23 protein-coding genes are annotated in these 22,591 nt (G+C 35.7%); 10 read left to right on the top strand and 13 right to left on the bottom strand.

Annotated elements, in window-relative coordinates:
• Positions 1 to 3: 3 nt before the first annotated feature.
• Positions 4 to 1,095 (bottom strand): histidinol-phosphate transaminase, encoded by a 1,092-nt coding sequence (gene hisC, locus AC5YDH_RS03025; protein ID WP_496116818.1) that lies wholly within the window; start codon positions 1,093 to 1,095, stop codon positions 4 to 6.
• A 70-nt stretch (positions 1,096 to 1,165) separates the two neighbouring features.
• Positions 1,166 to 2,275, bottom strand: coding sequence for a prephenate dehydratase (gene pheA, locus AC5YDH_RS03020; RefSeq protein WP_496116817.1), 1,110 nt, complete (start codon positions 2,273 to 2,275; stop codon positions 1,166 to 1,168).
• Positions 2,276 to 2,701: 426 nt separating this feature from the next.
• On the opposite strand from pheA, the gene AC5YDH_RS03015 reads away from it, so the two are divergent.
• From AC5YDH_RS03015 to AC5YDH_RS03005, 3 genes are all read left to right on the top strand, one after another.
• Positions 2,702 to 3,220: a type 1 glutamine amidotransferase domain-containing protein gene (locus AC5YDH_RS03015; RefSeq protein ID WP_496116816.1), complete on the top strand. Its 519-nt coding sequence runs from the start codon at positions 2,702 to 2,704 to the stop codon at positions 3,218 to 3,220.
• 187 nt (positions 3,221 to 3,407) lie between these two features.
• Positions 3,408 to 4,412, top strand: coding sequence for a glycosyl transferase family protein (locus AC5YDH_RS03010; protein ID WP_496116815.1), 1,005 nt, complete (start codon positions 3,408 to 3,410; stop codon positions 4,410 to 4,412).
• A 257-nt stretch (positions 4,413 to 4,669) separates the two neighbouring features.
• A complete protein-coding gene (locus AC5YDH_RS03005; RefSeq protein ID WP_496116814.1) occupies positions 4,670 to 5,173 on the top strand; it encodes a DUF2799 domain-containing protein in 504 nt (167 codons plus the stop codon).
• A gap of 245 nt (positions 5,174 to 5,418) precedes the next feature.
• On the opposite strand, the gene AC5YDH_RS03000 is transcribed toward AC5YDH_RS03005, so the two are convergent.
• From AC5YDH_RS03000 to AC5YDH_RS02990, 3 genes are all read right to left on the bottom strand, one after another.
• Positions 5,419 to 5,862 carry a hypothetical protein gene (locus AC5YDH_RS03000; protein ID WP_496116813.1) on the bottom strand — a complete coding sequence of 148 codons (444 nt, stop codon included), beginning with the start codon at positions 5,860 to 5,862 and terminating at the stop codon, positions 5,419 to 5,421.
• A gap of 240 nt (positions 5,863 to 6,102) precedes the next feature.
• Positions 6,103 to 6,369 (bottom strand): YeaC family protein, encoded by a 267-nt coding sequence (locus tag AC5YDH_RS02995; RefSeq protein WP_496116812.1) that lies wholly within the window; start codon positions 6,367 to 6,369, stop codon positions 6,103 to 6,105.
• Positions 6,370 to 6,371: 2 nt separating this feature from the next.
• A complete protein-coding gene (locus AC5YDH_RS02990) occupies positions 6,372 to 7,274 on the bottom strand; it encodes an NAD(+) kinase (protein WP_496116811.1) in 903 nt (300 codons plus the stop codon).
• 186 nt (positions 7,275 to 7,460) lie between these two features.
• Here AC5YDH_RS02990 and mrcB point away from each other — a divergent pair, with 186 nt between their 5' ends.
• Both mrcB and AC5YDH_RS02980 read left to right on the top strand, forming a co-directional pair.
• Positions 7,461 to 9,848 carry a penicillin-binding protein 1B gene (mrcB, locus tag AC5YDH_RS02985; RefSeq protein ID WP_496116810.1) on the top strand — a complete coding sequence of 796 codons (2,388 nt, stop codon included), beginning with the start codon at positions 7,461 to 7,463 and terminating at the stop codon, positions 9,846 to 9,848.
• Between the two features lie 11 nt (positions 9,849 to 9,859).
• Positions 9,860 to 10,405 (top strand): tetratricopeptide repeat protein, encoded by a 546-nt coding sequence (locus AC5YDH_RS02980; RefSeq protein ID WP_496116809.1) that lies wholly within the window; start codon positions 9,860 to 9,862, stop codon positions 10,403 to 10,405.
• A 37-nt stretch (positions 10,406 to 10,442) separates the two neighbouring features.
• Here AC5YDH_RS02980 and AC5YDH_RS02975 read toward each other — a convergent pair whose 3' ends face one another.
• Complete coding sequence (locus AC5YDH_RS02975) at positions 10,443 to 11,342, bottom strand: NUDIX domain-containing protein (protein ID WP_496116808.1); 900 nt, start codon at positions 11,340 to 11,342, stop codon at positions 10,443 to 10,445.
• A gap of 142 nt (positions 11,343 to 11,484) precedes the next feature.
• Here AC5YDH_RS02975 and hemP point away from each other — a divergent pair, with 142 nt between their 5' ends.
• The gene (hemP, locus tag AC5YDH_RS02970; protein WP_496116807.1) at positions 11,485 to 11,652 is read left to right on the top strand and encodes a hemin uptake protein HemP; all 168 of its coding nucleotides are present in this window, start codon (positions 11,485 to 11,487) and stop codon (positions 11,650 to 11,652) included.
• Between the two features lie 103 nt (positions 11,653 to 11,755).
• Here hemP and AC5YDH_RS02965 read toward each other — a convergent pair whose 3' ends face one another.
• The 5 genes from AC5YDH_RS02965 to tsaA form a co-directional block, all read right to left on the bottom strand.
• Positions 11,756 to 13,102, bottom strand: a complete 1,347-nt coding sequence (locus AC5YDH_RS02965) for an ATP-binding protein (RefSeq protein ID WP_496116806.1) — start codon at positions 13,100 to 13,102, stop codon at positions 11,756 to 11,758.
• A 1-nt stretch (position 13,103) separates the two neighbouring features.
• On the bottom strand, positions 13,104 to 13,766 hold the full coding sequence (locus AC5YDH_RS02960) for a response regulator transcription factor (protein ID WP_496116805.1): 663 nt from the start codon (positions 13,764 to 13,766) through the stop codon (positions 13,104 to 13,106).
• A 103-nt stretch (positions 13,767 to 13,869) separates the two neighbouring features.
• Complete coding sequence (locus tag AC5YDH_RS02955; protein WP_496116804.1) at positions 13,870 to 14,226, bottom strand: NirD/YgiW/YdeI family stress tolerance protein; 357 nt, start codon at positions 14,224 to 14,226, stop codon at positions 13,870 to 13,872.
• Between the two features lie 81 nt (positions 14,227 to 14,307).
• Positions 14,308 to 16,065: a type IV pilus assembly ATPase TfpB gene (gene tfpB / locus AC5YDH_RS02950; protein ID WP_496116803.1), complete on the bottom strand. Its 1,758-nt coding sequence runs from the start codon at positions 16,063 to 16,065 to the stop codon at positions 14,308 to 14,310.
• A gap of 70 nt (positions 16,066 to 16,135) precedes the next feature.
• Positions 16,136 to 16,846 (bottom strand): tRNA (N6-threonylcarbamoyladenosine(37)-N6)-methyltransferase TrmO, encoded by a 711-nt coding sequence (tsaA, locus tag AC5YDH_RS02945; protein WP_496116802.1) that lies wholly within the window; start codon positions 16,844 to 16,846, stop codon positions 16,136 to 16,138.
• A gap of 104 nt (positions 16,847 to 16,950) precedes the next feature.
• Here tsaA and AC5YDH_RS02940 point away from each other — a divergent pair, with 104 nt between their 5' ends.
• Complete coding sequence (locus AC5YDH_RS02940; protein ID WP_496116801.1) at positions 16,951 to 17,730, top strand: ferredoxin--NADP reductase; 780 nt, start codon at positions 16,951 to 16,953, stop codon at positions 17,728 to 17,730.
• Positions 17,731 to 17,795: 65 nt separating this feature from the next.
• Here the strand turns inward: AC5YDH_RS02940 and AC5YDH_RS02935 are convergent, their stop codons facing one another.
• The gene (locus AC5YDH_RS02935) at positions 17,796 to 18,425 is read right to left on the bottom strand and encodes a cation efflux transmembrane domain-containing protein (RefSeq protein WP_496116800.1); all 630 of its coding nucleotides are present in this window, start codon (positions 18,423 to 18,425) and stop codon (positions 17,796 to 17,798) included.
• A 77-nt stretch (positions 18,426 to 18,502) separates the two neighbouring features.
• Here AC5YDH_RS02935 and AC5YDH_RS02930 point away from each other — a divergent pair, with 77 nt between their 5' ends.
• The 3 genes from AC5YDH_RS02930 to AC5YDH_RS02920 all read left to right on the top strand — a co-directional run bounded on the left by AC5YDH_RS02930 (position 18,503) and on the right by AC5YDH_RS02920 (position 20,673).
• A complete protein-coding gene (locus AC5YDH_RS02930) occupies positions 18,503 to 18,919 on the top strand; it encodes a Cd(II)/Pb(II)-responsive transcriptional regulator (RefSeq protein ID WP_496116799.1) in 417 nt (138 codons plus the stop codon).
• Positions 18,920 to 18,996: 77 nt separating this feature from the next.
• The gene (trhP, locus tag AC5YDH_RS02925; protein ID WP_496116798.1) at positions 18,997 to 20,406 is read left to right on the top strand and encodes a prephenate-dependent tRNA uridine(34) hydroxylase TrhP; all 1,410 of its coding nucleotides are present in this window, start codon (positions 18,997 to 18,999) and stop codon (positions 20,404 to 20,406) included.
• Between the two features lie 9 nt (positions 20,407 to 20,415).
• A complete protein-coding gene (locus AC5YDH_RS02920; RefSeq protein ID WP_496116797.1) occupies positions 20,416 to 20,673 on the top strand; it encodes a YfhL family 4Fe-4S dicluster ferredoxin in 258 nt (85 codons plus the stop codon).
• Between the two features lie 244 nt (positions 20,674 to 20,917).
• Here AC5YDH_RS02920 and ahpF read toward each other — a convergent pair whose 3' ends face one another.
• Positions 20,918 to 22,483 (bottom strand): alkyl hydroperoxide reductase subunit F, encoded by a 1,566-nt coding sequence (gene ahpF, locus AC5YDH_RS02915; RefSeq protein WP_496116796.1) that lies wholly within the window; start codon positions 22,481 to 22,483, stop codon positions 20,918 to 20,920.
• Between the last annotated feature and the right edge of the window lie 108 nt (positions 22,484 to 22,591).

The raw sequence follows: 22,591 nt of genomic DNA, 5'->3' as shown, positions 1-22,591 counted from the left end.
ATTTTAAGCTTTGGCCTCTAAACCAAGTACTTTAGCTAATGCAGCTAAAAATTTTGCATTTTCTTCTTCTGTACCAATCGATACACGAAGATGATTTGGAATACCTACAGGACGTACAATAACACCTTCTTTCAGAAGTGCATTAAATGTTTGTGCAGGATCTGCTTGCACATCAACCAAAATAAAGTTGGCGCGTGAAGGGACGTAAGCTAAACCCAAAGCATTAAAACCTGCTTCAAGTTGTGCCATACCGGCTTTATTCACCACACGTGATTTCTCAATGAAATCTTCATCTTTTAATGCAGCAACAGCAGCAACCATTGCTAAATGGTTCACGTTAAATGGCTGACGAATACGATTTAAGAAATCTGTTACTTCTACCGAAGCCAAAGCAAAACCAACTCGAAGCGCAGCTAAACCAAAGCATTTAGACATGGTACGGCTAATAATAAGGTTTGGATATTGAGCAAGGAACTTTAAGCTGTTGAAGTTTTCAGGGAAATATTCAACATAAGCTTCATCTAGTACAACAATGACATTTGCAGGCACTTTTTGCATAAATGTTTCAAATTCTGCTTCTTCAAACCACGTCCCTGTCGGGTTGTTTGGATTCGCAATAAAGATCAACTTGGTATTGTCTTTAACTGCCGCAGCCATAGCTTCTAAATCATGTGAAAAACCTTTTGCAGGCACTTCAATAGCTTCGGCGTTAATAGCCTGTGTAACCAAGCTATAAACGGCAAAGGCATGTTGGCTATAAACTACAGAATCATGCTCAGAAACAAATGCACGTGCAAAAATTTCAAGTAAATCGTTTGAACCATTACCTAAAGTAATTTGGTTGTGTGCAACGCCAAATTGCTTTTCAACTTGGTCTTTTAAAATAAAACCACCACCATCAGGATAACGCCCAATTTCAGCCAGTTCTGCTGCAACAGCTTCTTTTACTTTATCTGAACAACCTAGCGGGTTTTCATTTGATGCCAGTTTGACGATATCTGTAATCCCCAACTCTCGCTCAAGTTCACTAATTGGTTTACCTGGTTGATAAGGCTTTAATTTCGAGATGCCTTCATTGGCTGGGACAAACGACATTTTACACTTCCAATTATTTCAAGTAATGATTGTGGTTAATCTCCCCCTGACATTAACCACGGTTGCAATCTTATAAAACTGCAATTGGATAAGAACCAAGAACACGTACTTCTTTTACCAATGGACGAATTTCTTCAATCGCCAATTTTACGTTTTCTTGTTCAATATGACCTTCTAAATCAATAAAGAATACATAAGCCCATTTTTCAGGAAGTGCAGGACGTGTTTCGATACTTGTTAAGCTGATATTGTGCTTCGCAAATGGTGCTAAAATTTCAAGTAAAGCACCTGCACGGTCATGTGCAGAAATAAGTAATGACGTTTTATCATTACCACTTTGTGGCACTTTTTCACGACCAATCACAAGGAAACGTGTTGTGTTTTCTGGATTATCTTCAATATTGCCATGCAAAATTTCTAAATTATAAATACTTGCTGCAACTTCTGAAGCAATAGCAGCAGAATGCCACTCATTACGAATACGGCGCGCAGCTTCTGCATTAGAACTTAAAGCAACACGCTCAACACCTGGATAGTTTGCATCTAACCAGCCACGGCATTGTGCCAAAGTCTGTTGATGTGCATAAATTTGTTTAATACTGTCTTTACGTGTGTTTTCAGATACTAGAAATTGGTGATGAATACGAAGTTCAACTTCACCAATCACATTTAAATGTGATGCTTTAAAACAATCTAAAGTATGGTTCACTACACCTTCAGATGAGTTTTCTACAGGCACTAAACCATAATGTGCACTACCTGCTTCTACATCACGAAATACTTCATCAATTGTTGGTAATGGACGCACAACCGCATCTTGACCAAAATGCTTTAAAACAGCCGAATGCGTATACGTTCCTACAGGCCCTAAGAAGGCAATGCTTTGCGGTGCTTCCAAAGCTAAGCATGCAGACATAATTTCACGGAATAAACGTGCCATTGTTGCATCTGAAAGTGGACCTTCATTACGCTCCATAACATTACGTAAAACTTGTGCTTCACGCTCAGGACGGTAAAACAATGGTTTCTCTTCTGCTGCAAATTTTGCTTTAGCCACTGCTTCAGCCAGTTTTGCACGGCGGTTAATGAGTTGTTGAATCTGTTGATCTACAGAGTCTATATCCTCACGAATTTTGCCTAAATCAAGAGAAGTTGTTGTGTTTTGATCGTCGTTGATCATTGTTATGATGCCCTTAAAAACATATTTTTGACAGTATAACAATAGTTAGCTTTCAAATGTTGCGCAATAAGACTTTGCTTTACTCAGCCTTAATTTTACTCAATTGAAGTTTTTACCAATTCTATTGTCTTTTTTAGCTTTGAATATCATTCATTAATTCAAGATATTTGTATATTGAAAAGGTTTTATGAATATTAGAAGTTTAAGTGATAACTCTACCTTTAACTCTGCTAAATTAGTTCATAAAAACAACTAAAACATTCTTATTCAAAGCTAGATTTACTAAAACTGATAAAATTTATTTTATTGAAAAGTAATTATAATTTTAAAAATAAACACTTTAATCACGTATTTAATACAAAAGCATTTATATTTTTTGTTAAAAATAAACCTAACACGTCGTGCTAAACAATTCGAGGAATAAAAATGTCAAAGAGAATTGCTGTTTTAGTCACCCACCAATATGCAGATGACGAATATGCTGAACCCGTAGAAGCATTTCGTGCTGCACGCCATCTCGTTACAAATATTAATACACACGCAGGTCATGTGATTCATGGTAGAAACTACAAACATAATACAACCATAGATAAAAGTATCGATGATGTATCTGCACATGATTTTGATGCATTACTGATTCCCGGTGGTCAGTCTCCATCACATCTACGTTTAGATGAAAGATTTATTAATTTTGTTCGTCATTTTGCGAACTTATACAAACCTATTTTTTGTATTTGTCATGGTCCTCTGCTGCTCATTGATGCCAATGTTATTAAAGGGCGTAGACTTACAACGCATGAACAAATTTCGTCTGAAGTGATTCATGCTGGTGCTGTATTTTTAGATCAAGCTGTCGTGAATGACAATAACCTATATATCAGTTCTCGCTCTCAAGCAGACTTAAATGCATTTATTAAAGAAAGTCTAAATGTCCTTCGACTTTAAATATAAAAAGAGCTACAGCTCTTTTTATTCTCTAGATACATCATTAATATCTGGCAAATTCATGCGTAATCACCAATCTATTTAAAGTTAAAATTATCAATCTCTCCCAATAAACCCATCATCATTCGCTTATTTCATCTCGTTTTATGGCATATTGTCTTAGCTGTAATCTGTTGATGATGATTTAATGAATACCAAGCGCAATCTTTATAAAGACTTTGAACATCCTTTTGCACAATTTGTTCGTATTATTGGCAAAGGCAAAAATGGTGCTCGCTCGCTCACCTATGAAGAAGCTTATCAAGCTTTTTCAATGATTTTAAAAGATGAAGTTCTTGATGTTCAACTTGGTGCATTCTTAATGCTTCTTCGTGTAAAAGAAGAATCTGTCGATGAACTAACAGGTTTTGTTCAAGCCACTAAAGATCAACTTCAATTTAAACCACTCGAAGTAGATTTAGACTGGTCATCTTATGCTGGTAAACGCAAACATTATCCTTGGTTTTTACTTGCAGCATTAACACTTGCAAAACATGACTACAAAGTCGTCATGCATGGTGCTTCTGGTCATACCATCAACCGTTTATACACTGAACAAGTTTTAGAGTTTTTAAACTTCCCTATTTGCCAAAATCAAAAAGATATTGAACAACAACTTCAAGAAAAAAACTTTGCCTACTTACCCTTAGATGTTATTTCACCTATTTTAAGTGACTTAATTAATCTTAGAAATGTAATGGGGTTGCGCTCTCCTATTCATACACTTGCACGTTTAATTAATCCATTTAATGCCAAAGCAACGATGCAAGCCATTTTCCATCCTGCATACAGAAGCTCTCATCAACGTGCTGCATTTCAATTAGGTTATAAAAATAGTGCTGTGATTAAAGGTGAAGGTGGTGAATTTGAACGTAATCCAGATGCCAAAACATTAATTTGTGGTATTAGAGATGGTGAAATGTATGAGCACGAATTACCCAAATTAACCGATAATCGCAGCCCAACCGAAGAAGAATTGAATTTAGATGTTTTTAAAGCGGTTTGGGAAGGTCAACAATCGCATGAATATGGTGAAACCGCTGTTATCGAAACAATCGGAATCGCTTTATATACAATGCGCGTTTGCTCAAGCTATGAAGAAGCAATGATTGAAGCGAAAAAACTTTGGTTAAACCGACTTACAGAAAAATAAATCTGATAAATCAACCATCTAATATAGGCTAAACTTATTAAAAAATGACAAAAAAGCTTTAGCCTATATTGCATTCAATAATTATTATTCAAACCTAGAGTTATTAAGTTGAGATTATATTTTTGTAAAATGCTAAATATTTAGTGAAATAAGTCACAAAATATGTAATATATTTGATAATTATTACAAATATACATAACTAAATGAAACCAATTACTTTATTCAGCCTAATCATTTTACTCAGCGGTTGTTCAGCAATGAGCGTTGAAGAATGCAAAATTGCTCAATGGGAAGATGTCGGATATAACGATGCTTCTCAAGGATACGATAAACTCAGGTTTGCAAGTTATACAAAAGCTTGTGCCAAAGGAAATATTACACCCAATCAAACACGCTACAATACAGGTTATAGCGCTGGGCTAAAACTATATTGTACGCCACAAAATATTTTCGATCTTGGTCTTAGTGGTAGCGCGAATTATATGATTTGCCCCGCAAGTGAACTTGCGTATCTAAAACCCTATTACGATGTAAGTAACTCCTACTACGAAGCAAATCGTGAAAAAGAAGAACTGCAAAGAGAAATTGAACGCTATGAAAAGCTACTAGAAAATAAAGATCTTAAAGAGGATGTTAAAAAATCATATAAAAATAGCTTAAGTAACTTGGAGTTCAAACGTAGTCGTATCATGAGGAATTATTATGATGCTGAAGATACAGTAGAACGCTTTAAAAGAGCTAAGAATTTAAACTCATGGTAGTTTTCATTACCTTTTTACAAAATTAATAACTACTCAGACATCTATTCTTATTTTATTTGGACATTTCTTTCTGCTTCAGAATTAAATTAGACTACATAAAAACAGTAAAAATTGATTATTTATTAAGTGCGAAACATAAAAAATCCATTAAAAGGCCCGCTCAATGGAGAATGGGCTTTTTAATTAGTATTAAATAATTGAATTAAAAGGAATAAAAATTAGCATTTCGTATAACGTGTATTATGTTAATTATAACTATTCTTAATTCTTAATCTTTCTTTCCATAAGTCTTTCGGAATTTGAGGATAATCTTTATCTAATTCTTCTTCAGAAAGATCACTAATGCCTTTCATATAAAGACTTACCCAACTATCTTCTTCAGGAATATAAGCAAATTCAAAACCTATTTTTTCTTCTTCCGTTAATGAAATTTTAAAATGTGTCCATTTTTCTCTAAAAACATCGAATGCTCTCAACTTTGTTATTAAGGATATGATTTGATTTCCAATTTCAATTGGATAGTCATCAAATTCAAATGAATCTTTTTTATTATTTTGAGTTAACCATTCAAAACTACATGAATTAGTATCAGGATAAATATATCCTTCACAAAAAATAATTCTTGCTTCTGTTGCCATTATTGACCATAGAAGTTCGCCAATTTTTTGATAAATTTCCTGTTCGTTCATTTTGCTATATCTAAATAATTTATGAGTAATTTTATAGTAAAGAGCTTAGATTATTTAACATAATGGCGATTATACGAACTCTAATGTGTCCAAATGAGATAGGAGTCGCTGTTCATTTATGTGTAATATTGAGTGTCCATTAAAGTAAGAATATACACCTTTTAAAATACACAAATAATAAAAAGCCCAATTGAATATTGGGCTTTTAGTCTTTATTTAACAAACCATTATATTTGCTAACTAAATAAAACGGACAGGTTGAAACTCTGGCTCTTCAACATGAGAGTCACAATGTTCATCTTCTTCTTTGGTACCACGGTCAATATAACCACTACGTTCTGCTTCTGGAAGGTTCTTTATTTCCCAAGCATAAACAGCTTGCATACACGTTTGGCGTTGTTCTTGCGTTAAAGCAATACCATTAGGCCATTTACCAATTTCAACTGCTGTTTTTAAACGACCTACAATTTCAGGATTGAGTGCCGCTAACATTTGTTCAATATTCATAATTAATCCTGTTTTTGCATAGATTCAAAATCTTGATTCCATCCTAATTTGGTACGACAAGCCATATAAAAATCGTAGCCCGGCGGATGAAGTAAATTAAGTTTATAAGGATGTTTACGAATATGCAAAGTATCACCTTCACCCAATGAAACACTTTGTTGCCCATCCGCACTCACCATCGGCATTACACGATTTTCACGTACAGCAACTTTAACCTCACTTTGTCCACCCACCACAATTGGTCGAGAAGACAAGGTATGCGGATGCATAGGAACCAGTGCTATTGCATCCATACTCGGATGCAAAATAGGTCCACCACCAGATAAAGCATAAGCCGTTGAGCCTGTTGGTGTAGATACAATTAAACCATCACTATGCTGACGATAAACATGCTGACCATCGATACTTAAATCGAAATCAATCATATGAACAGATTTACCATGTAATACAACATCATTGAGCGCAATGGCTTCGTAAATAATTTCGCCTTTTGAACGAACTTCCATTTCTAGAAGAAAACGACGATCTAACTGAAACTGACCTTTTAAAACTTGATCAAGCTTAAAAATCACTTCTGTTGGATTAATATCTGTTAAAAAACCTAAACGACCACGGTTTACACCAATTACAGGCGTATTGAACTTGACCAATGCACGTGCAGCATGAAGTAACGAACCGTCACCACCTACAACAATGACTAAATCAACCACTTCACCTAATAAAGCACGACTTACAGTTTGCGTATTTTTATATGGGACGAGTTCAGCAGTTTCCGAGTCAAAAACTGGATGTAGACCAATATTAATTAAATGATCATGTATAAGACTAATAGTTTCAACAACTGAAGATTTATCTGGACGTCCAATTAAACCAATGTTACGAAAATTCTTATGTGAAATTTGCACCAGCGATATCGCTCCACTACGATTCGTTATCTATAATATCACTATCACAGAAAATTTTAAAAATTAGGACTAGAAATTTCTCTTAGTAATATATGAGTTTTTTAAAGATATAAACACATTAATCATTGCAAATTGGTTAAAAGCTTCGCATGATTAGCATAATTTAATAATATTTTATTCTGATATATGAAGTCTGAACGTGGCATTGGCATATTTGCCCTTCTTTTTTGTATTGTAGTTATTGCCTTATTTGTAGCATTTAGTATCTATCTTATTCGTATGGATAATATTGTTCGTGAAAAATTTGAAGGCAATAGATGGGATATTCCAGCAAAAGTTTTTGCTCGTCCATTAGAAATCTATAGCAATGCACCTGTTAGCCAGTCAGATCTTCTTCAAGAATTAAATTTTTTGGGTTATAAAAATTCAGATAACTATACAAAAACAGGCAATTACACCAATTCAGGTAATTCTGTTTATGTACATACACGTGGCTTCGATTTTGGCGATAGCGTAGAGCCTGAGCAAATTTTAAAAGTTACATTTAATAATGACTCTATTTCTGAAGTCAGTGCGACTAAGCCATCTTCTACTGGTATTGCACGCTTAGAGCCAATGCTTATTGGTGGTATTTATCCTCAACATAATGAAGACCGTGTTCTTATTAAATTAGATAAAGTGCCAAAACCACTTATTCAAGCCTTAATTGCAACGGAAGATCGTAACTTTTATAGTCACCATGGTATTTCTATTCGTGGTACAGCACGTGCGCTTGTAAGTAATGTAACAGGTGGTAAACGTCAAGGTGGTTCAACACTAACTCAGCAACTTGTAAAGAACTTTTACTTATCTCCTGAAAGAACATTAAAACGTAAAGTAAATGAAGCATTCATGGCTATGCTTATTGAATTGCACTACGATAAAAATGAAATTTTAGAAGCTTACTTAAATGAAGTGAACTTAGGTCAAAACGGTAACTACTCGATTAATGGTTATGGTTTAGCTGCTCAATTTTATTTTGGTTTACCTTTACGTGAACTCAATATTGCACAACAAGCTTATTTAGTGGGTTTAGTTCAAGGTCCAACATTATTCAACCCTTGGAGAAATCCTGAAGGTGCACTTAAACGTCGCAATATTGTTTTACACAATATGTTGGTTATGGGGTATTTAACAGAACAACAATTTGAAACTGAAAGTGCTCGCCCACTCAATGTTATTGATAAGCCAACTTTAGGACCTTCACGTTTCCCAGACTTTATGGATATTGTACGTCGCCAACTTCGTGCAGAATATCAAGAAAGTGATTTAACTAACCAAGGTCTACGTATTTTTACAACACTCGATCCTGTTGCACAAACCAATGTTCAAAATGCGTTTAAATCTTCCGTTGCACGTTTAGCAAATGGTAATCCTAAACGCTTAAAAGACTTGCAAGGTGCGGTCGTTATCACTCATCCTGAAAATGGAGAGCTTGTTGCAGCTGTTGGTTCAACACAAGATTTTACAGGCTTTAACCGTGCATTAGATGCAAAACGCCAAGTTGGTTCATTACTCAAACCTATTATTTATTTAAATGCTTTAGAGTCTGGTCGTTATAACTGGGCAACGCCTATTGAAGATAGCTACATTAGTATTCCTTCAAATGGTAAAAACTGGACGCCTAAAAATTATAGTGGCGGTGAGCATGGCGTAGTACCTATGGTTCAAGCCCTTGCAAACTCATACAACTTATCTGCTGTTCGTTTAGGGCAAGAGTTTGGGGTAAGTAGTTTCCGCAACCAATTAATGAAGTTTGGCATCGATGCGAATAAAATTCCAAACTACCCTTCTACATTCTTAGGTGCTGTAGATTTATCTCCACTTGAAGTTTTAAACATTTACAATAATTTTGCTACTGGCGGCTTCCAATATCCTGTGAAGTCTATTCGTACTGTTGTAGATGCAAAAGGACGTGTGCTAGACCGTTATAGCTTAACCGTTCAACAAACTATAGACCCATCATCTGCATATATGCTCAATTATGGCTTACAACAAGTTATTGCATCAGGTACAGGACGTGCAGCAAATTCTGTTTTAGCGCCAAGCTTAAAACTGGCAGGTAAATCAGGTACAACAAATGATACACGTGACTCTTGGTTTGCAGGCTATTCAGGCAACTATGCAACCGTTGTATGGCTTGGTCTAGATAACAATGCAACGACAGGATTAACAGGTTCAACAGGCGCGCTTCCTGTTTGGACAAACGTAATGAAACAATTACGCCAAAAACCTGTCAATTTACGCCAACCAGATAATATTCAATGGTTATGGTTAGATCGTTATTCAGGTTTCTTATCTGCACCAAATTGTAATGGTGCGATGAATATTCCTGTATTACGCAATAAAGCACCAACTCAAGTAACAGAGTGCGGTTTGCCATACTATGATCCAACAGCATCTTACAATCCTGATACACAAACAGATGATGAAAATACCGAAAGTTCTGACAGTATAGAAAACCTGATTCGTGAAAGTGATAGCACCGATGAAAATGGCGGACGTGTTATTTCTAGCGGTGGCTTTGCAAACTAAAAGGTTATTCTATGTATAAACTGATAGCGACCACATGTATCATTCTTGGCTTGGTGGGGTGTCAAAGCCTCCCAAGCAAGCCAGAGTCTAAAAAAACAGATTCTTCTAAGCCTCAAGCTAAAGAGTTTAGAAATGAACATGGTGTAGTCATTAAAACCTACGAGCTTGATGAAATTAAGCGTGAAAAACTACAAGCACCACCAACATCTAGCGTGAAACAAAAGTTAGAAGATGGAGAGTCATTACCTGCCTATAAAAGCTTAATGGCTCAAGCTAAAACCAGTTATAACGCAAGTCAGTTCGATAAAGCTGAACGTCTTGTTTTACAAGCTCAACGCCTTGCCCCCCAATCTGCTGACACATATTTGTATTTATCACTTATTTCATTGAAAAAGGACAATGCAAAAAATGCAGAGTCTTTAGCTAGACGTGGTTTAAGCTATGCACAAACCAATACCATGAAACGTCAGCTTTGGCTTACCATTCAAAATGCAGCTCAAAAGCAAAACAATATAAAAGCAGTTACAGAAGCAAAAAATGCATTGAAGTCACTTTAGACTTTAATGCATTTTTGGGGTCAAAAATAAATACCGACTAAAAACTTCGAATGCCTGCCACACCGTATGCATGATGTTTTTGTGCATCAGCTAATAGTTCAGGTGACACTCCTCCTAAAGCAAATATCACCATATTCACCTGTATTGCCATATCAGCGAACTTATCCCAACCTAGAGCTTCTGCATCAGGATGTGTTTCTGTGTTGAATACTGGGCTTAAAAACACAGCATCACAACCAATCTGCTCTGCATGCTTTAAAGCATCTAAACTATGACATGCGGCAATATATCTTTTTGTTAAATTTAAATCGCTTTGAGTCAGTTTCAATAATTGCTCTTGTTTTAAATGAATCGTTTGAATTGCATTCTGTTGTAAATCACCTAATTTATTCCAAATATCAAAATTCACAATAAGCTTAGATAATTTTTCAATACTGCATGCAGAGAAATTTTCATGTGAAAATTCAGAGATATCTATACGCCAATATAACAATCGATCATCTGATAAATCGGTTAATACAGATAAATCATGGCTAATCTTAATTAGACGTTGCCAATATAAACGCTTCACAATTGCAGTATTTGCTTTAGGAAAATTTAAATCGAATAACTGATCTCTTGCGATCCATTTCCATGGTGCTTCTATTCTTTGACTGTCCTCAGTAGATATCTGAGTAATAAAAAAATGTAGTTGGACAATAACATCATCATATTCATGTCTAATTAGATCAAACTTTTGCCAGCTTGTTAAATTTAACCCGACCTCTTCACATATTTCACGACGACAAGCATCTACCGGCATTTCACCATTTTCCACCTTGCCACCAGGAAATTCGTGTTTATTTCCTTGATGTTGATTTTCTTCTCTCCACCCCACCAAAATTTGGTTTTTATGAACAAGTAAACCAATTGCAACATCTAACTGAGGCTTTGACATGAAACCATCCTTTTCTTTGTTTCAGAAACTCAGTGTATACGTTCTATCTGATTACACAAATTTTTAAAATAAATTATTGACAGGTCTATTCGATAATGATTATCATTTAAATCGTTCACCACACACCACGGAGTTAACAAAAATGAACGCACCTTTTAGCTTATTTACTCGTAACGAAACAGCTCACTCTTTACCAATGTTATATTCAAACAACTTATTTTCTTTAGGCCGTGAAATTAGAATTATGCATGCTGGCGAAGAATACCGTTTACGCTTAACACGTAATAATCGCCTAATTCTGACAAAATAATAAATACCCAAAATATAATAATAAGCGTGGGAACAAGCAGTATGAGTCAGCGCATACTGCTTTTTTATTGCTCACTAAAGCTTAAAACTAACCATAAAAATATTTAAAACTGTTTTTGTTGAAACGATATGATGACCGATAATCCACCATATTGATTTTTGGAATACTCAATATGAGCAGAATGTAATTCAATAATTTTTTTACAAATTGAAATACCTAAACCAGACCCTACCGTTTTAGTACCTAAAGCACGATAAAACCGCTCTCCCATTCTTTGAATTGTTTCATCAGTCACAGTATTTCCCTGATCAATGATTTTTAATTTCACACAATTTCCAACAACTTCACTTGTTATTTCAACCTTTCCAGCTTGAGGAAGATAGCGAATTGCATTGTCTAAAATATTTCGGATGCATATAAACATCAGTTGCTTATTAACATTAAGATTTAAAAGCTCATCTATATTCACACCAACATCTATCGCTTTTTCATCAATAAACGGCTGTAAGGCATAAACTACCTCTTTAACTAGCGCACTCAAATCTACCAGTTCTGTAACTAAACTTCGCTGATTTTCAGGATCTAATCTTGCCAGTAACAGTAAATTTTCAAGTACGAGTGTTCCTCGATTTACGTCTTGTTGAATTTGCTTTAAATCTTGTTGTAAGGGAACTTGATCTGAATATTTACGTTGTAAAAGTTGTAGCCTCATTTGAATAGCTGAAAGTGGTGAACGTAATTCATGCGAAGCATCTGAAGTAAATCGTTGTTCTGCTTGCAAAGATGTATCCAAGCGCTGCAACAATTTATTCAATTGCAAAATTATTGGCTGAAGCTCAATAAACTCAATATTCTGAGTATGTATAGGTGCTAAATCATCTGCATTTTTTTCAGAAATTTGTCGTGCCAAAATATTAAAACTTTTAAATTGACGACGGATCATAATTCGAATAAATAGCCATTGAATTAACCATAAAATCAACAGCACACCAACATAGACAGCGAATGTATTCAGTAAATGTTCAAAACGATATTTCAAAGGTTGAATGACATAAGTCGATAATCCATCATTCGTTTGAATATAAGTACGCCATAACTTTCCATCTTTCCAGATCACATTATATGCTTTATCTACAGGTTCAAAATTTTCAGTAACTGCATCATAATTTTCAGAATGTGATAGTACCTGTTGGTGATTTTTCAATACATATTGAATATCAAACTCTTCACTCAACTCATCTAACTGTGAATTGGAAACACTAGAAATATCATCAATTAACAACATATCAGAAATTTCATCCATAATTTCATCTTGTACTTTCAAAGCTTGATAAGTACTAATTGCCATTAACAACACAAGCGCAATGAGCCCTGCAAATACAGAGCCAATCATTGAGCTTTTAACTAAGCGATGTTGTAATGAAACTGTCGATTTTGGATGTTCCGACATATTAGTTTTCCTGATTCATTCTGTAACCTAACCCACGAATCGTTTTGATATATTGACTACCAATTTTTTTGCGAATTTGATAAATAAATACTTCTATTGCATTACTTTCAATTTCCTCACCCCAAGCATAGAGTGATTCCTGAAGTTGTTCTTTAGTAATTGTATGCGTTGGATTTTGCATAAGTTTATATAAAATTTTAAACTCATTTGCTGTTAAGTCGACAAGCTCATGATTCAGTTTTAATTGTTTGGCAGCAATATCTAACTCTAAATTTGCAAAGTGAATTTTACTGGTATTTGTCACTTGCATTTGTCGAAGTTGTGAACGTAATCGTGCAGATAACTCTTCCAAACTAAATGGCTTAACCAAATAATCATTGGCACCTAAATCTAGGCCATCAACCCGATCTTGAATACTATCTTTTGCAGTTAGAAATATTACGGGAATATGCGACTGATTTTCTCTTATCTTTTTCAGAATCTCATCTCCCGTTGCTTTCGGTAAACCACGGTCTAATAAGATACAATCATATTGATGTTGTTCTATTGCTAAAATTGCATGATCACCACGCTCTACCCAATCAACAGAATAACCATCCATTTCTAGCCACGTTTTTATGCTTTCTGCCTGAGAACAATCATCTTCTGCTAAAAGAATTCTCATGATGAACTTCCTTTCCATAGATTGATATCATGTTATTTTTACATAAAAAGACCACAAAAATATGTGGTCTTTTAGCATCATAAATTCATGTTTTCTATGCAAATTAAAATTTAACTGCATCTACATCAATTTCAACGCGTTTCATCGGCTTATAATCGATGTCTACTTCACCAATAATCACAACGGGTGTTTTTGCTGAAATTTCTTTACCCATCCAAAGTTCATCATCAATATCTACCGTCATTGAACCTGTACGATCACGGAATTCATATTTTTCATCGCCAACAGATTTAACAACATAGCCTTTTAATTGAACTTTAGCATCATCTTTCATTGTTAATGCTTGTTTTACAGTAACTACTTTATTCAGCGCTTGCTGATTTACAGCCGTTTCAGCCATTGCAGTTGTTGCTGAACCAAGTAATGCCGTACATAAAAGTGTATTAATTAAAGTTTTCATTTCTTGCCTCTATCTCTGTTTGTCATTTCGATAAAGCTATTAAAACAAACAAAGATGAGGCGAATATTAAGACAGAAATAATTAATTTAAAGGTACTACTCTTAGCACTTCTTCTAAGGTGGTTAAACCTGCAACCACTTTTCTTGCCCCTGCAATACGTAAAGGCTCTACACCCTCTTTTTGTGCGAGAAGCTTTAATTCACCTAAAGGTGCATTTGCACTAATCTGCTGTTTCATCTCTATACTTAAAGGTAGGAACTCATAAATCCCGACACGCCCTTTATAGCCAGTATTTCGACATTCTTCACAACCAACCGCTTTATAAACATGGTCAGGAGTTTGCACCGTATAATCAAATACTAAATGCTTCCATTCTTGCTCATTAATTACTGTTTTTTCTTTACAATGTGGGCATAAGGTACGCACTAATCGTTGCGCAAGTACACCTAAAATAGTTGCTGAAGTTAAGAATGATTGAACACCCAAATCATGCAAACGAGTTAAGCTTGATGGCGCATCATTTGTATGTAACGTTGAAAGTACCAAATGCCCTGTAAGTGCAGCTTGAATTGCCATATTTGCAGTATCGTGATCTCGAATTTCCCCAACCATAATAATGTCTGGGTCTTGGCGCATTAAAGCACGCACGCCATCAGCAAAGCCTAAATCGATACCTGTATTCACCTGCATTTGGTTAAAGCTTGGCTCCAACATTTCAATTGGATCTTCAATAGTACAGACATTGACTTGTTCAGTCGCAAGTTGCTTCAATGTTGAATAAAGCGTGGTCGTTTTCCCCGAACCCGTTGGCCCTGTCACCAAAATAATACCGTGACTATGCGTGGTTAAAGCTTTCCAACTTTCTAATAAATGTCCTTCAAAACCCAACTGTTGAAAACTACGAACCAATACATCAGGGTCGAAAATACGCATCACCAACTTTTCACCAAATGCTGTAGGTAAAGTTGCTAAACGAAGTTCTGTTTCACGACCTTTTGGAGTTCGAGTTTTTAATCGACCATCTTGTGGTTTACGCTTTTCCGCAACATTCATACGCCCTAAAATTTTAATGCGGGAAATCACGGCCATAAGTGTATTTGCTGGCATGTTATAGACTGTATGCAACACACCATCTATACGAAAACGGATTTTACCGTTGTCCTTACGTGGTTCCAAATGAATATCACTTGCACCTTGTTCAAAGGCAAATTGTAATACCCAATCTACCAATTTTACGATGTGCTGATCATTTGCATCTGGATTCTGTGTATCACCGAGTTGTAAAAGTGCTTCTACACCTTTGTTGTCACGTTCATAAGCAGAAGATTTTTGTGAACCTGAAACAGCTCGGCTCACTTGATAATATTCAATAATATAGCGTTGAAGCTGATCTGGACTAAGCAGAACTCGCTTAATTTTTCTTGGAGATAAACTACGCTCTAAATTGCTTAACCATTCTGTTTGGTAAGGCTGATCGGAAGCAATTAAAACTTCATTCGCATTTGTTTCCACAGCTAAAATACGGTTACGTAATGCAAACTCATGTGACATTACGCCTGTTAAAGCCGTTACATCTGCTTTTAACGGATCAATCACATATAAAGGGATTTGTGCTTTTTCAGCCAACCACTGACTTAGTCTATTTAAAGTCAGCATTGCTTGAGGATGAGCATGATCTTTTAAATTAAAATGTGCTATCCATTCTAAAGCATGCCATTTCAATTGATTTCGTTGACGATGTGTTGTTTGGACTAAGCTACGATCACGCTCTGTAATCCGTCCATCTTTTAATAATTGTTCTAAACACCAAGTTGTATCAATTTCAAAGTTATATGTCATTACGTTTTCCCCAAAACTGATCTCACTATACCAAATTATTGAATGTTCTAAATCTACTTTCCTCTGCTTTTCATTCAATCTGCAACACATAAATTTCTTGATTGATCACCTGAAATGAAACATCAAATTCTGCAAATTTCATTTTATAAATACGTTCAGCATCATCTTGATAAGCAGGTCGAGGATCCAAACTGAGTACTTGATTTAATTCATCTATCAACTGATTCGATAATCTGTGTTCTTTTAATAATTTGTCACATTCATTTTGAACACTTTGCGACCAAACAACTTTCTTTCGTGAAGGTTCATCTTGTGCATAACCACTTTTTGCATCAAGAACGGCATCCGAATATTGAATATAAGGCTTAATATCTAAAATTGGTGTGTCATTTAATAAATCACTACCCATCACATATAAACGTACAGATTTACCCACTTTTTCTACTTTTCTAAATTGAACAACCGATAAGCCCATAGGCGAAGGTCGGTACATACTACGCGTTGCAAACACCCCTATTTTCTTATTTCCACCTAACCTTGGCGGGCGCACTTGTGCTTTAAACTTCGGATTTTCCTGTTGATTTTTATTATTGTGAAATTGCCAAATTAACCAAAGATGACTAAATTCATCAATACCCTCAAATGCTAAAAGATCATTATAAGGCGCTACCATTTCTATATAAGATTCGACTTGTACCAAATTCGGTTGACGTGGAATACCAAACTTTTCTGTGTAAGGCGACTTCATATAACCAATTATTGGCATTTTTAGATCAGTCATAATCACTTTTTCTGATAAGCTCAATTAAATATATTCAGTTTATCGAGAATGATTTTAGATTAGAATAGCAAGCTGTTCTAATTTGATAATTATTGAGACCTTTAATGGCTGCTTTCAACGTCGAAAAGATTACTCACGTTCACCACTGGAATGACACGTTATTTAGTTTTAAAACTACTCGTGATGTCGCATTACGTTTTAAAAACGGTCAATTTGTGATGATTGGTCTTGAAGTAAATGGCAAGCCTTTAATGCGTGCTTATTCTATTGCAAGTGCAAACTACGAAGAAGAATTAGAGTTCTTCTCTATTAAAGTTCCAGATGGTCCTTTAACTTCTATTTTACAAAAAGTAAAAGTGGGCGATGAAATCTTAGTTTCTAAAAAACCAACAGGTACTTTAGTTCTTGACGATTTAAACCCAGGTAAAAACTTATACCTTCTTTCTTCAGGTACAGGTCTTGCACCATTCCTTTCAACTATTCGTGACCCAGAAACTTACGAACGTTTTGAAAAAATTATCGTGGTTCACGGCACACGTTACGTTTCAGAGTTGGCTTACCAAGACTTAATCGAAAACGAAATCCCTAATCATGAATTCTTTGGTGAATTAGGCGCTAAAGAAAAATTAGTGTACTACCCAACTGTTACTCGTGAAGATTTCCACACTCAAGGTCGTGTAACAACTGCCATTGAAAGCGGTGATTTATTCGAGAAAATTGGTTTACCACGTTTCAACCCTGAAACTGACCGTGCAATGCTTTGCGGTAGCCCTGCATTCCTTGACGATGTTGCTGCACTTCTTGACCAACATGGTCTTAAAGAATCACCGAAAATGGGTGTGTTAGGCGATTACGTAATTGAACGTGCTTTCGTTGAAAAATAAGATTCTTTAGAATCAAAAAAACCGAAGCTCAAGCTTCGGTTTTTTATTTCAGATCATATTCAATATTAATGAGCATCTAACACTTTATTTTGTTGACGTTCAAATCTTGCATTTTTAATCACTTGATACCCTGCTGTTACACCCAATCCTGCCATAATCATCGCGACAATTAAATCGGGTAACATACTACCTGTACCAAACACACCAACAGCCGCCAAAATTACCGCTACGTTTCCAATCGCATCATTACGGCTACACAACCAAACCGATTGCATATTAGAATCACCCTCTCTAAATGCATAAAGTACTGCCGCAGAAATTACGTTCGCAATTAAAGCAAGAATACCAATTGCACCCATAGTAATTGCTTCGGGTGGAATTCCTTGAATATAGGCGTAAATCACTTTAGCAATAACCACAAAACCAAAGGTCGCCATGACAATTCCTTTTGCTAAAGCCACTGTTGCACGCCAATATAAACTTGCACCAAGCACAGCAAGTGAAACACCATAATTCACCGCATCACCAAAAAAGTCTAATGAATCTGCCCAAAGTGCTGATGAATGTGCATACGCCCCTCCTGCCAACTCCACAAAAAACATAGCCAAATTAAGAACCAAAGCAATCCATAATGCAGTACGAAATTTACTATTTGGCTTTTGTGGTGCAGGTGCACTGCTACAAGAACATGCCATTTACATAACCTCAATAACTAAGTCATTCAATTTGTATTATGCTTATTGAAAACTATGAAGTAACTCTAAGGTCAAGTATGAATCTTCAAAAAAACTATCGAATAAAAGATGTGGCTGAAAAAACAGGATTCAGTACCGATACGATTCGTTTTTATGAAAAGAAAGATTTAATTCATCCAAGTTTTCGTGGCGCAAACAATTATCGTTACTACGATGAAAAAACACTCAATAAATTAATCTTTATTAAGCGCTGTCGTGCTTTAGAAATTTCATTAAATGAAATTACAAAACTCTTAGAACTCGAACAAAAACCAACTCAAAGCTGTAGTGCTGTCAATCAACTAATTGACGACCACATACTACAAGTCACTGATAAAATAAATGAATTAAAAAAATTCCAAACTCAACTTATTGAATTACGCTCGAGTTGTAACAATGATTCTCGTATCGATGACTGCCAAATTTTAAAGCAACTTGAGGCAAATTCTCCTTAAAAGCCGACCAATTTACTTGGTTGAAACTTTTTTTTAAATTCTTACAATAAAGACATATTTTTTATATGCCTTTCAACATGACGCTTTCCCACGTAACTGAATTACTTTCTCCTGCTGGTTCTCTTAAAAATATGCGTTATGCATTTGCCTATGGAGCAGATGCTGTTTATGCGGGACAACCTCGTTACAGTTTACGTGTTAGAAACAATGCTTTTGACCATGACAATTTAGCCATTGGTATTTCTGAAGCACATGAGCTCGGTAAAAAATTCTATGTTGTTGTGAATATTCAGCCACATAATTCAAAACTCAAAAACTTCATTCGTGATTTAGAACCTGTTGTTGCAATGCAACCCGATGCACTCATTATGTCTGATCCAGGCTTAATTATGATGGTGCGTGAAAACTTCCCAGATGTAGATATTCACCTTTCTGTACAAGCCAATGCTGTAAATTGGGCTACAGTAAAATTTTGGAAAAATATGGGTTTAACACGTGTAATTTTGTCACGTGAATTATCTATCGAAGAAATTGAAGAAATTAAAAATAATGTGCCTGATATGGAAATTGAGGTTTTCGTACATGGTGCTTTATGTATGGCATATTCAGGTCGTTGCCTACTTTCAGGCTACATGAATAAGCGTGATGCAAACCAAGGTGCATGTACCAATGCCTGCCGTTGGGAATATCAAATTCACGATGCTAAAGAAGATGAAACTGGCGATGTAATTCCAGTAAAACAATTAGATGAACATTCAGGTTGTGGCTGTTCAGGTTCACAAGCGAATGCAGATGAACAACACATGCAGGAACAAAACCAATTTAATGAACCTGTACTTTTACAACGTAATGAAGAAGAAATGTTTGCTGCAGAAGAAGATGAACATGGCACTTACTTCATGAACTCAAAAGATTTACGTGCAGTACAACATGTAGACCGCTTAACAAAAATGGGCATTCACTCATTAAAAATTGAAGGTCGTACTAAATCGTACTTCTATTGTGCACGTACTGCACAAATTTATCGCAAAGCAATTGATGATGCTCTACAAGGCAAAGACTTTGACCCAGCATTAATGACACAACTTGAAGGCTTAGCAAACCGTGGCTATACCGAAGGTTTCCTACGTCGCCATGTACATAGTGAATATCAAAATTACGAAACAGGCTCATCTGTTTTTGATCATCAAATTTTCTGTGGTGAAGTTTTAGAACGTAACGGTAACTACATTAAAATTGATGTGAAAAATCGTTTTGTTGTTGGAGATTCATTAGAACTGATGACAACTTCAGGCAATATCACATTTACTTTAACTGAGATTTTAGACAAGAAAGGCAATTCAATTGAAGATGCAAAAGGTTCAGGTCACATCGTAGATATTCCTGTCCCTGCCGATGTTGATATGAATTTTGCTCTACTTATTCGTAACTTACCAAATTCTACTGCTGATATTTCAGCGTCGTCTTTGGCTTATCAAGCGGTTTAGGATTTTAAAATGGCTTTGCTCATTACTGACAAGTGCATCAACTGTGACATGTGTTTACCAGAATGTCCAAATGACGCAATTTATGAAGGTTCAAAGGTCTATGAAATTGATGTAGATCGTTGTACTGAATGTGTTGGCTTTTATGACCATCAAACTTGTGTTTCAGTATGTCCTATTGAGTGCATTATTCCTCATCCTGAGCATATTGAAACCCAAGAGCAACTCGAAACAAAGTTTAAAGCACTCAATTTATTTAGTATGCAATAAAAATAATCCATGGCATACATATTGCATTTAGAGAATATAACCAGGGGGAAAAGAAAAAAACTAGAATAAGAAAAGTATATTAAGGGACAAGTTCAAGGTGTATGGGGAACACCTTGAACTTTTAACTTAAAATAAAAAAAGGGAACTTTGGTGTTAGCATCCAAAGTTCCCAAAAAAGAAAAAATATGTTTTACAGTTTAGAGCTGAAAGTGTTTGGGGACACTTTCAGCTCTTTTAATTTCGCTTAGTTTCCGCTACGAATAATATAATCAAAAGCAGATAGAGAAGCTTTAGCACCTTCACCTGTCGCAATGATAATTTGCTTGTAAGGAACAGTTGTACAGTCACCTGCGGCAAATACACCTTTTACATTGGTTTCGTTACGGTCGTTAATTATAATCTCACCACGGTTTGAAAGCTCAACAGCAGTTTCTTTTAAGAAGTCTGTGTTTGGTAACAAACCAATTTGTACAAAGATACCAGCAAGCTCAACCGTTTTAATTTCATCAGTTGCACGGTCTTTGTATTTAAGTGCAGTTACTTGTGAACCATCACCAACCACTTCTGTAGATAACGCATTTTTGATGACTGTTGTGTTTGGCAAGCTGTTCAATTTATCTTGAAGCACTTGGTCAGCACGTAATTTAGTATCAAACTCAACCAATGTTACGTGTTCAACAATACCCGCAAGGTCAATCGCTGCTTCTACACCTGAGTTACCACCACCAATCACAGCAACACGTTTGCCTTTGAATAATGGACCATCACAGTGCGGACAGTAAGCAACACCACGTGTACGGTATTCTTGCTCACCAGGAACATTCATTTCTCTCCAACGTGCACCTGTTGAAAGAATCACTGTTTTAGATTCTAGTTTTGCACCATTCTCTAAAGTGACTTCAACTAAGCCATTTGCTGTTTGATCTGCACCTTTAATGTCAGATACACGTTGTAAGTTCATGATGTCTACACCATATTCACGAACGTGTGCTTCCATTTCAGCAGCAAATTTAGGACCTTGAGTTTTTTGTACTGATGTAAAGTTTTCAATATCCATAGTATCCATCACCTGACCGCCCATGCGTTCAGCGACGATACCTGTACGAATACCTTTACGTGCAGCATAAATTGCAGAAGTGTTACCTGCAGGACCGCCACCAATCACCAATACATCAAATGCTTCTTTTGCATTTAATTTCTCAGCATCTTTTGCAGCAGAATTTGTATCTAACTTCGCAATAATTTCTTCCAAAGTCATACGACCTTGACCAATGTGCTCACCATTTTGGAATAGCATTGGAACTGCCATAATTTTGCGTTCTTCAACTTCGTCTTGGAAGAATGCACCATCAATCATGGTTGCAGTTGTACCTGGATTGTTAATTGCAATTAAGTTAAGCGCTTGAACAACGTCAGGACAGTTATGGCAGCTTAAAGATACAAATACATCGAAGTCAGCAGTTAGGTTTAAACCTCTAATTTGAGCAAGAACTTCATCAGAAACTTTAGGTGCGTAACCTGATACTTGTAACAATGCAAGAATCAAAGAAGTGAACTCATGTCCCATTGGTAAACCAGCAAAGTTTACGCGAGGTTGCTCACCTACTTTAGCAATACCAAAACTTGGCGCACGAGAATTAGTACCGTCAAAACGAGCAGTGACTAAATTAGAAAGTGCAGCAATTTCAGTCACAAGTTCTTTAATTTTGTCTGATTTATCAGAACCATTTAAAGTTGCAACAATTTCAATTGGGCTTTCAAGGCGTTCAAGAAGTGTCTTTAATTGAGCTGAAGTATTTTGGTCTAACATTGCTAACGTCTCCAAAGGAGTAAATATTTATTTGATGAAAGAATCATAGAACAAACAATAAAATAGAGGAAACAGTTTGTTTTTATATATGTGATCGGTTTTTTAGAT

This window comes from Acinetobacter sp. FY683 (genome assembly GCF_059515885.1).
This window is presented reverse-complemented; position numbering and strand designations above follow the sequence as displayed.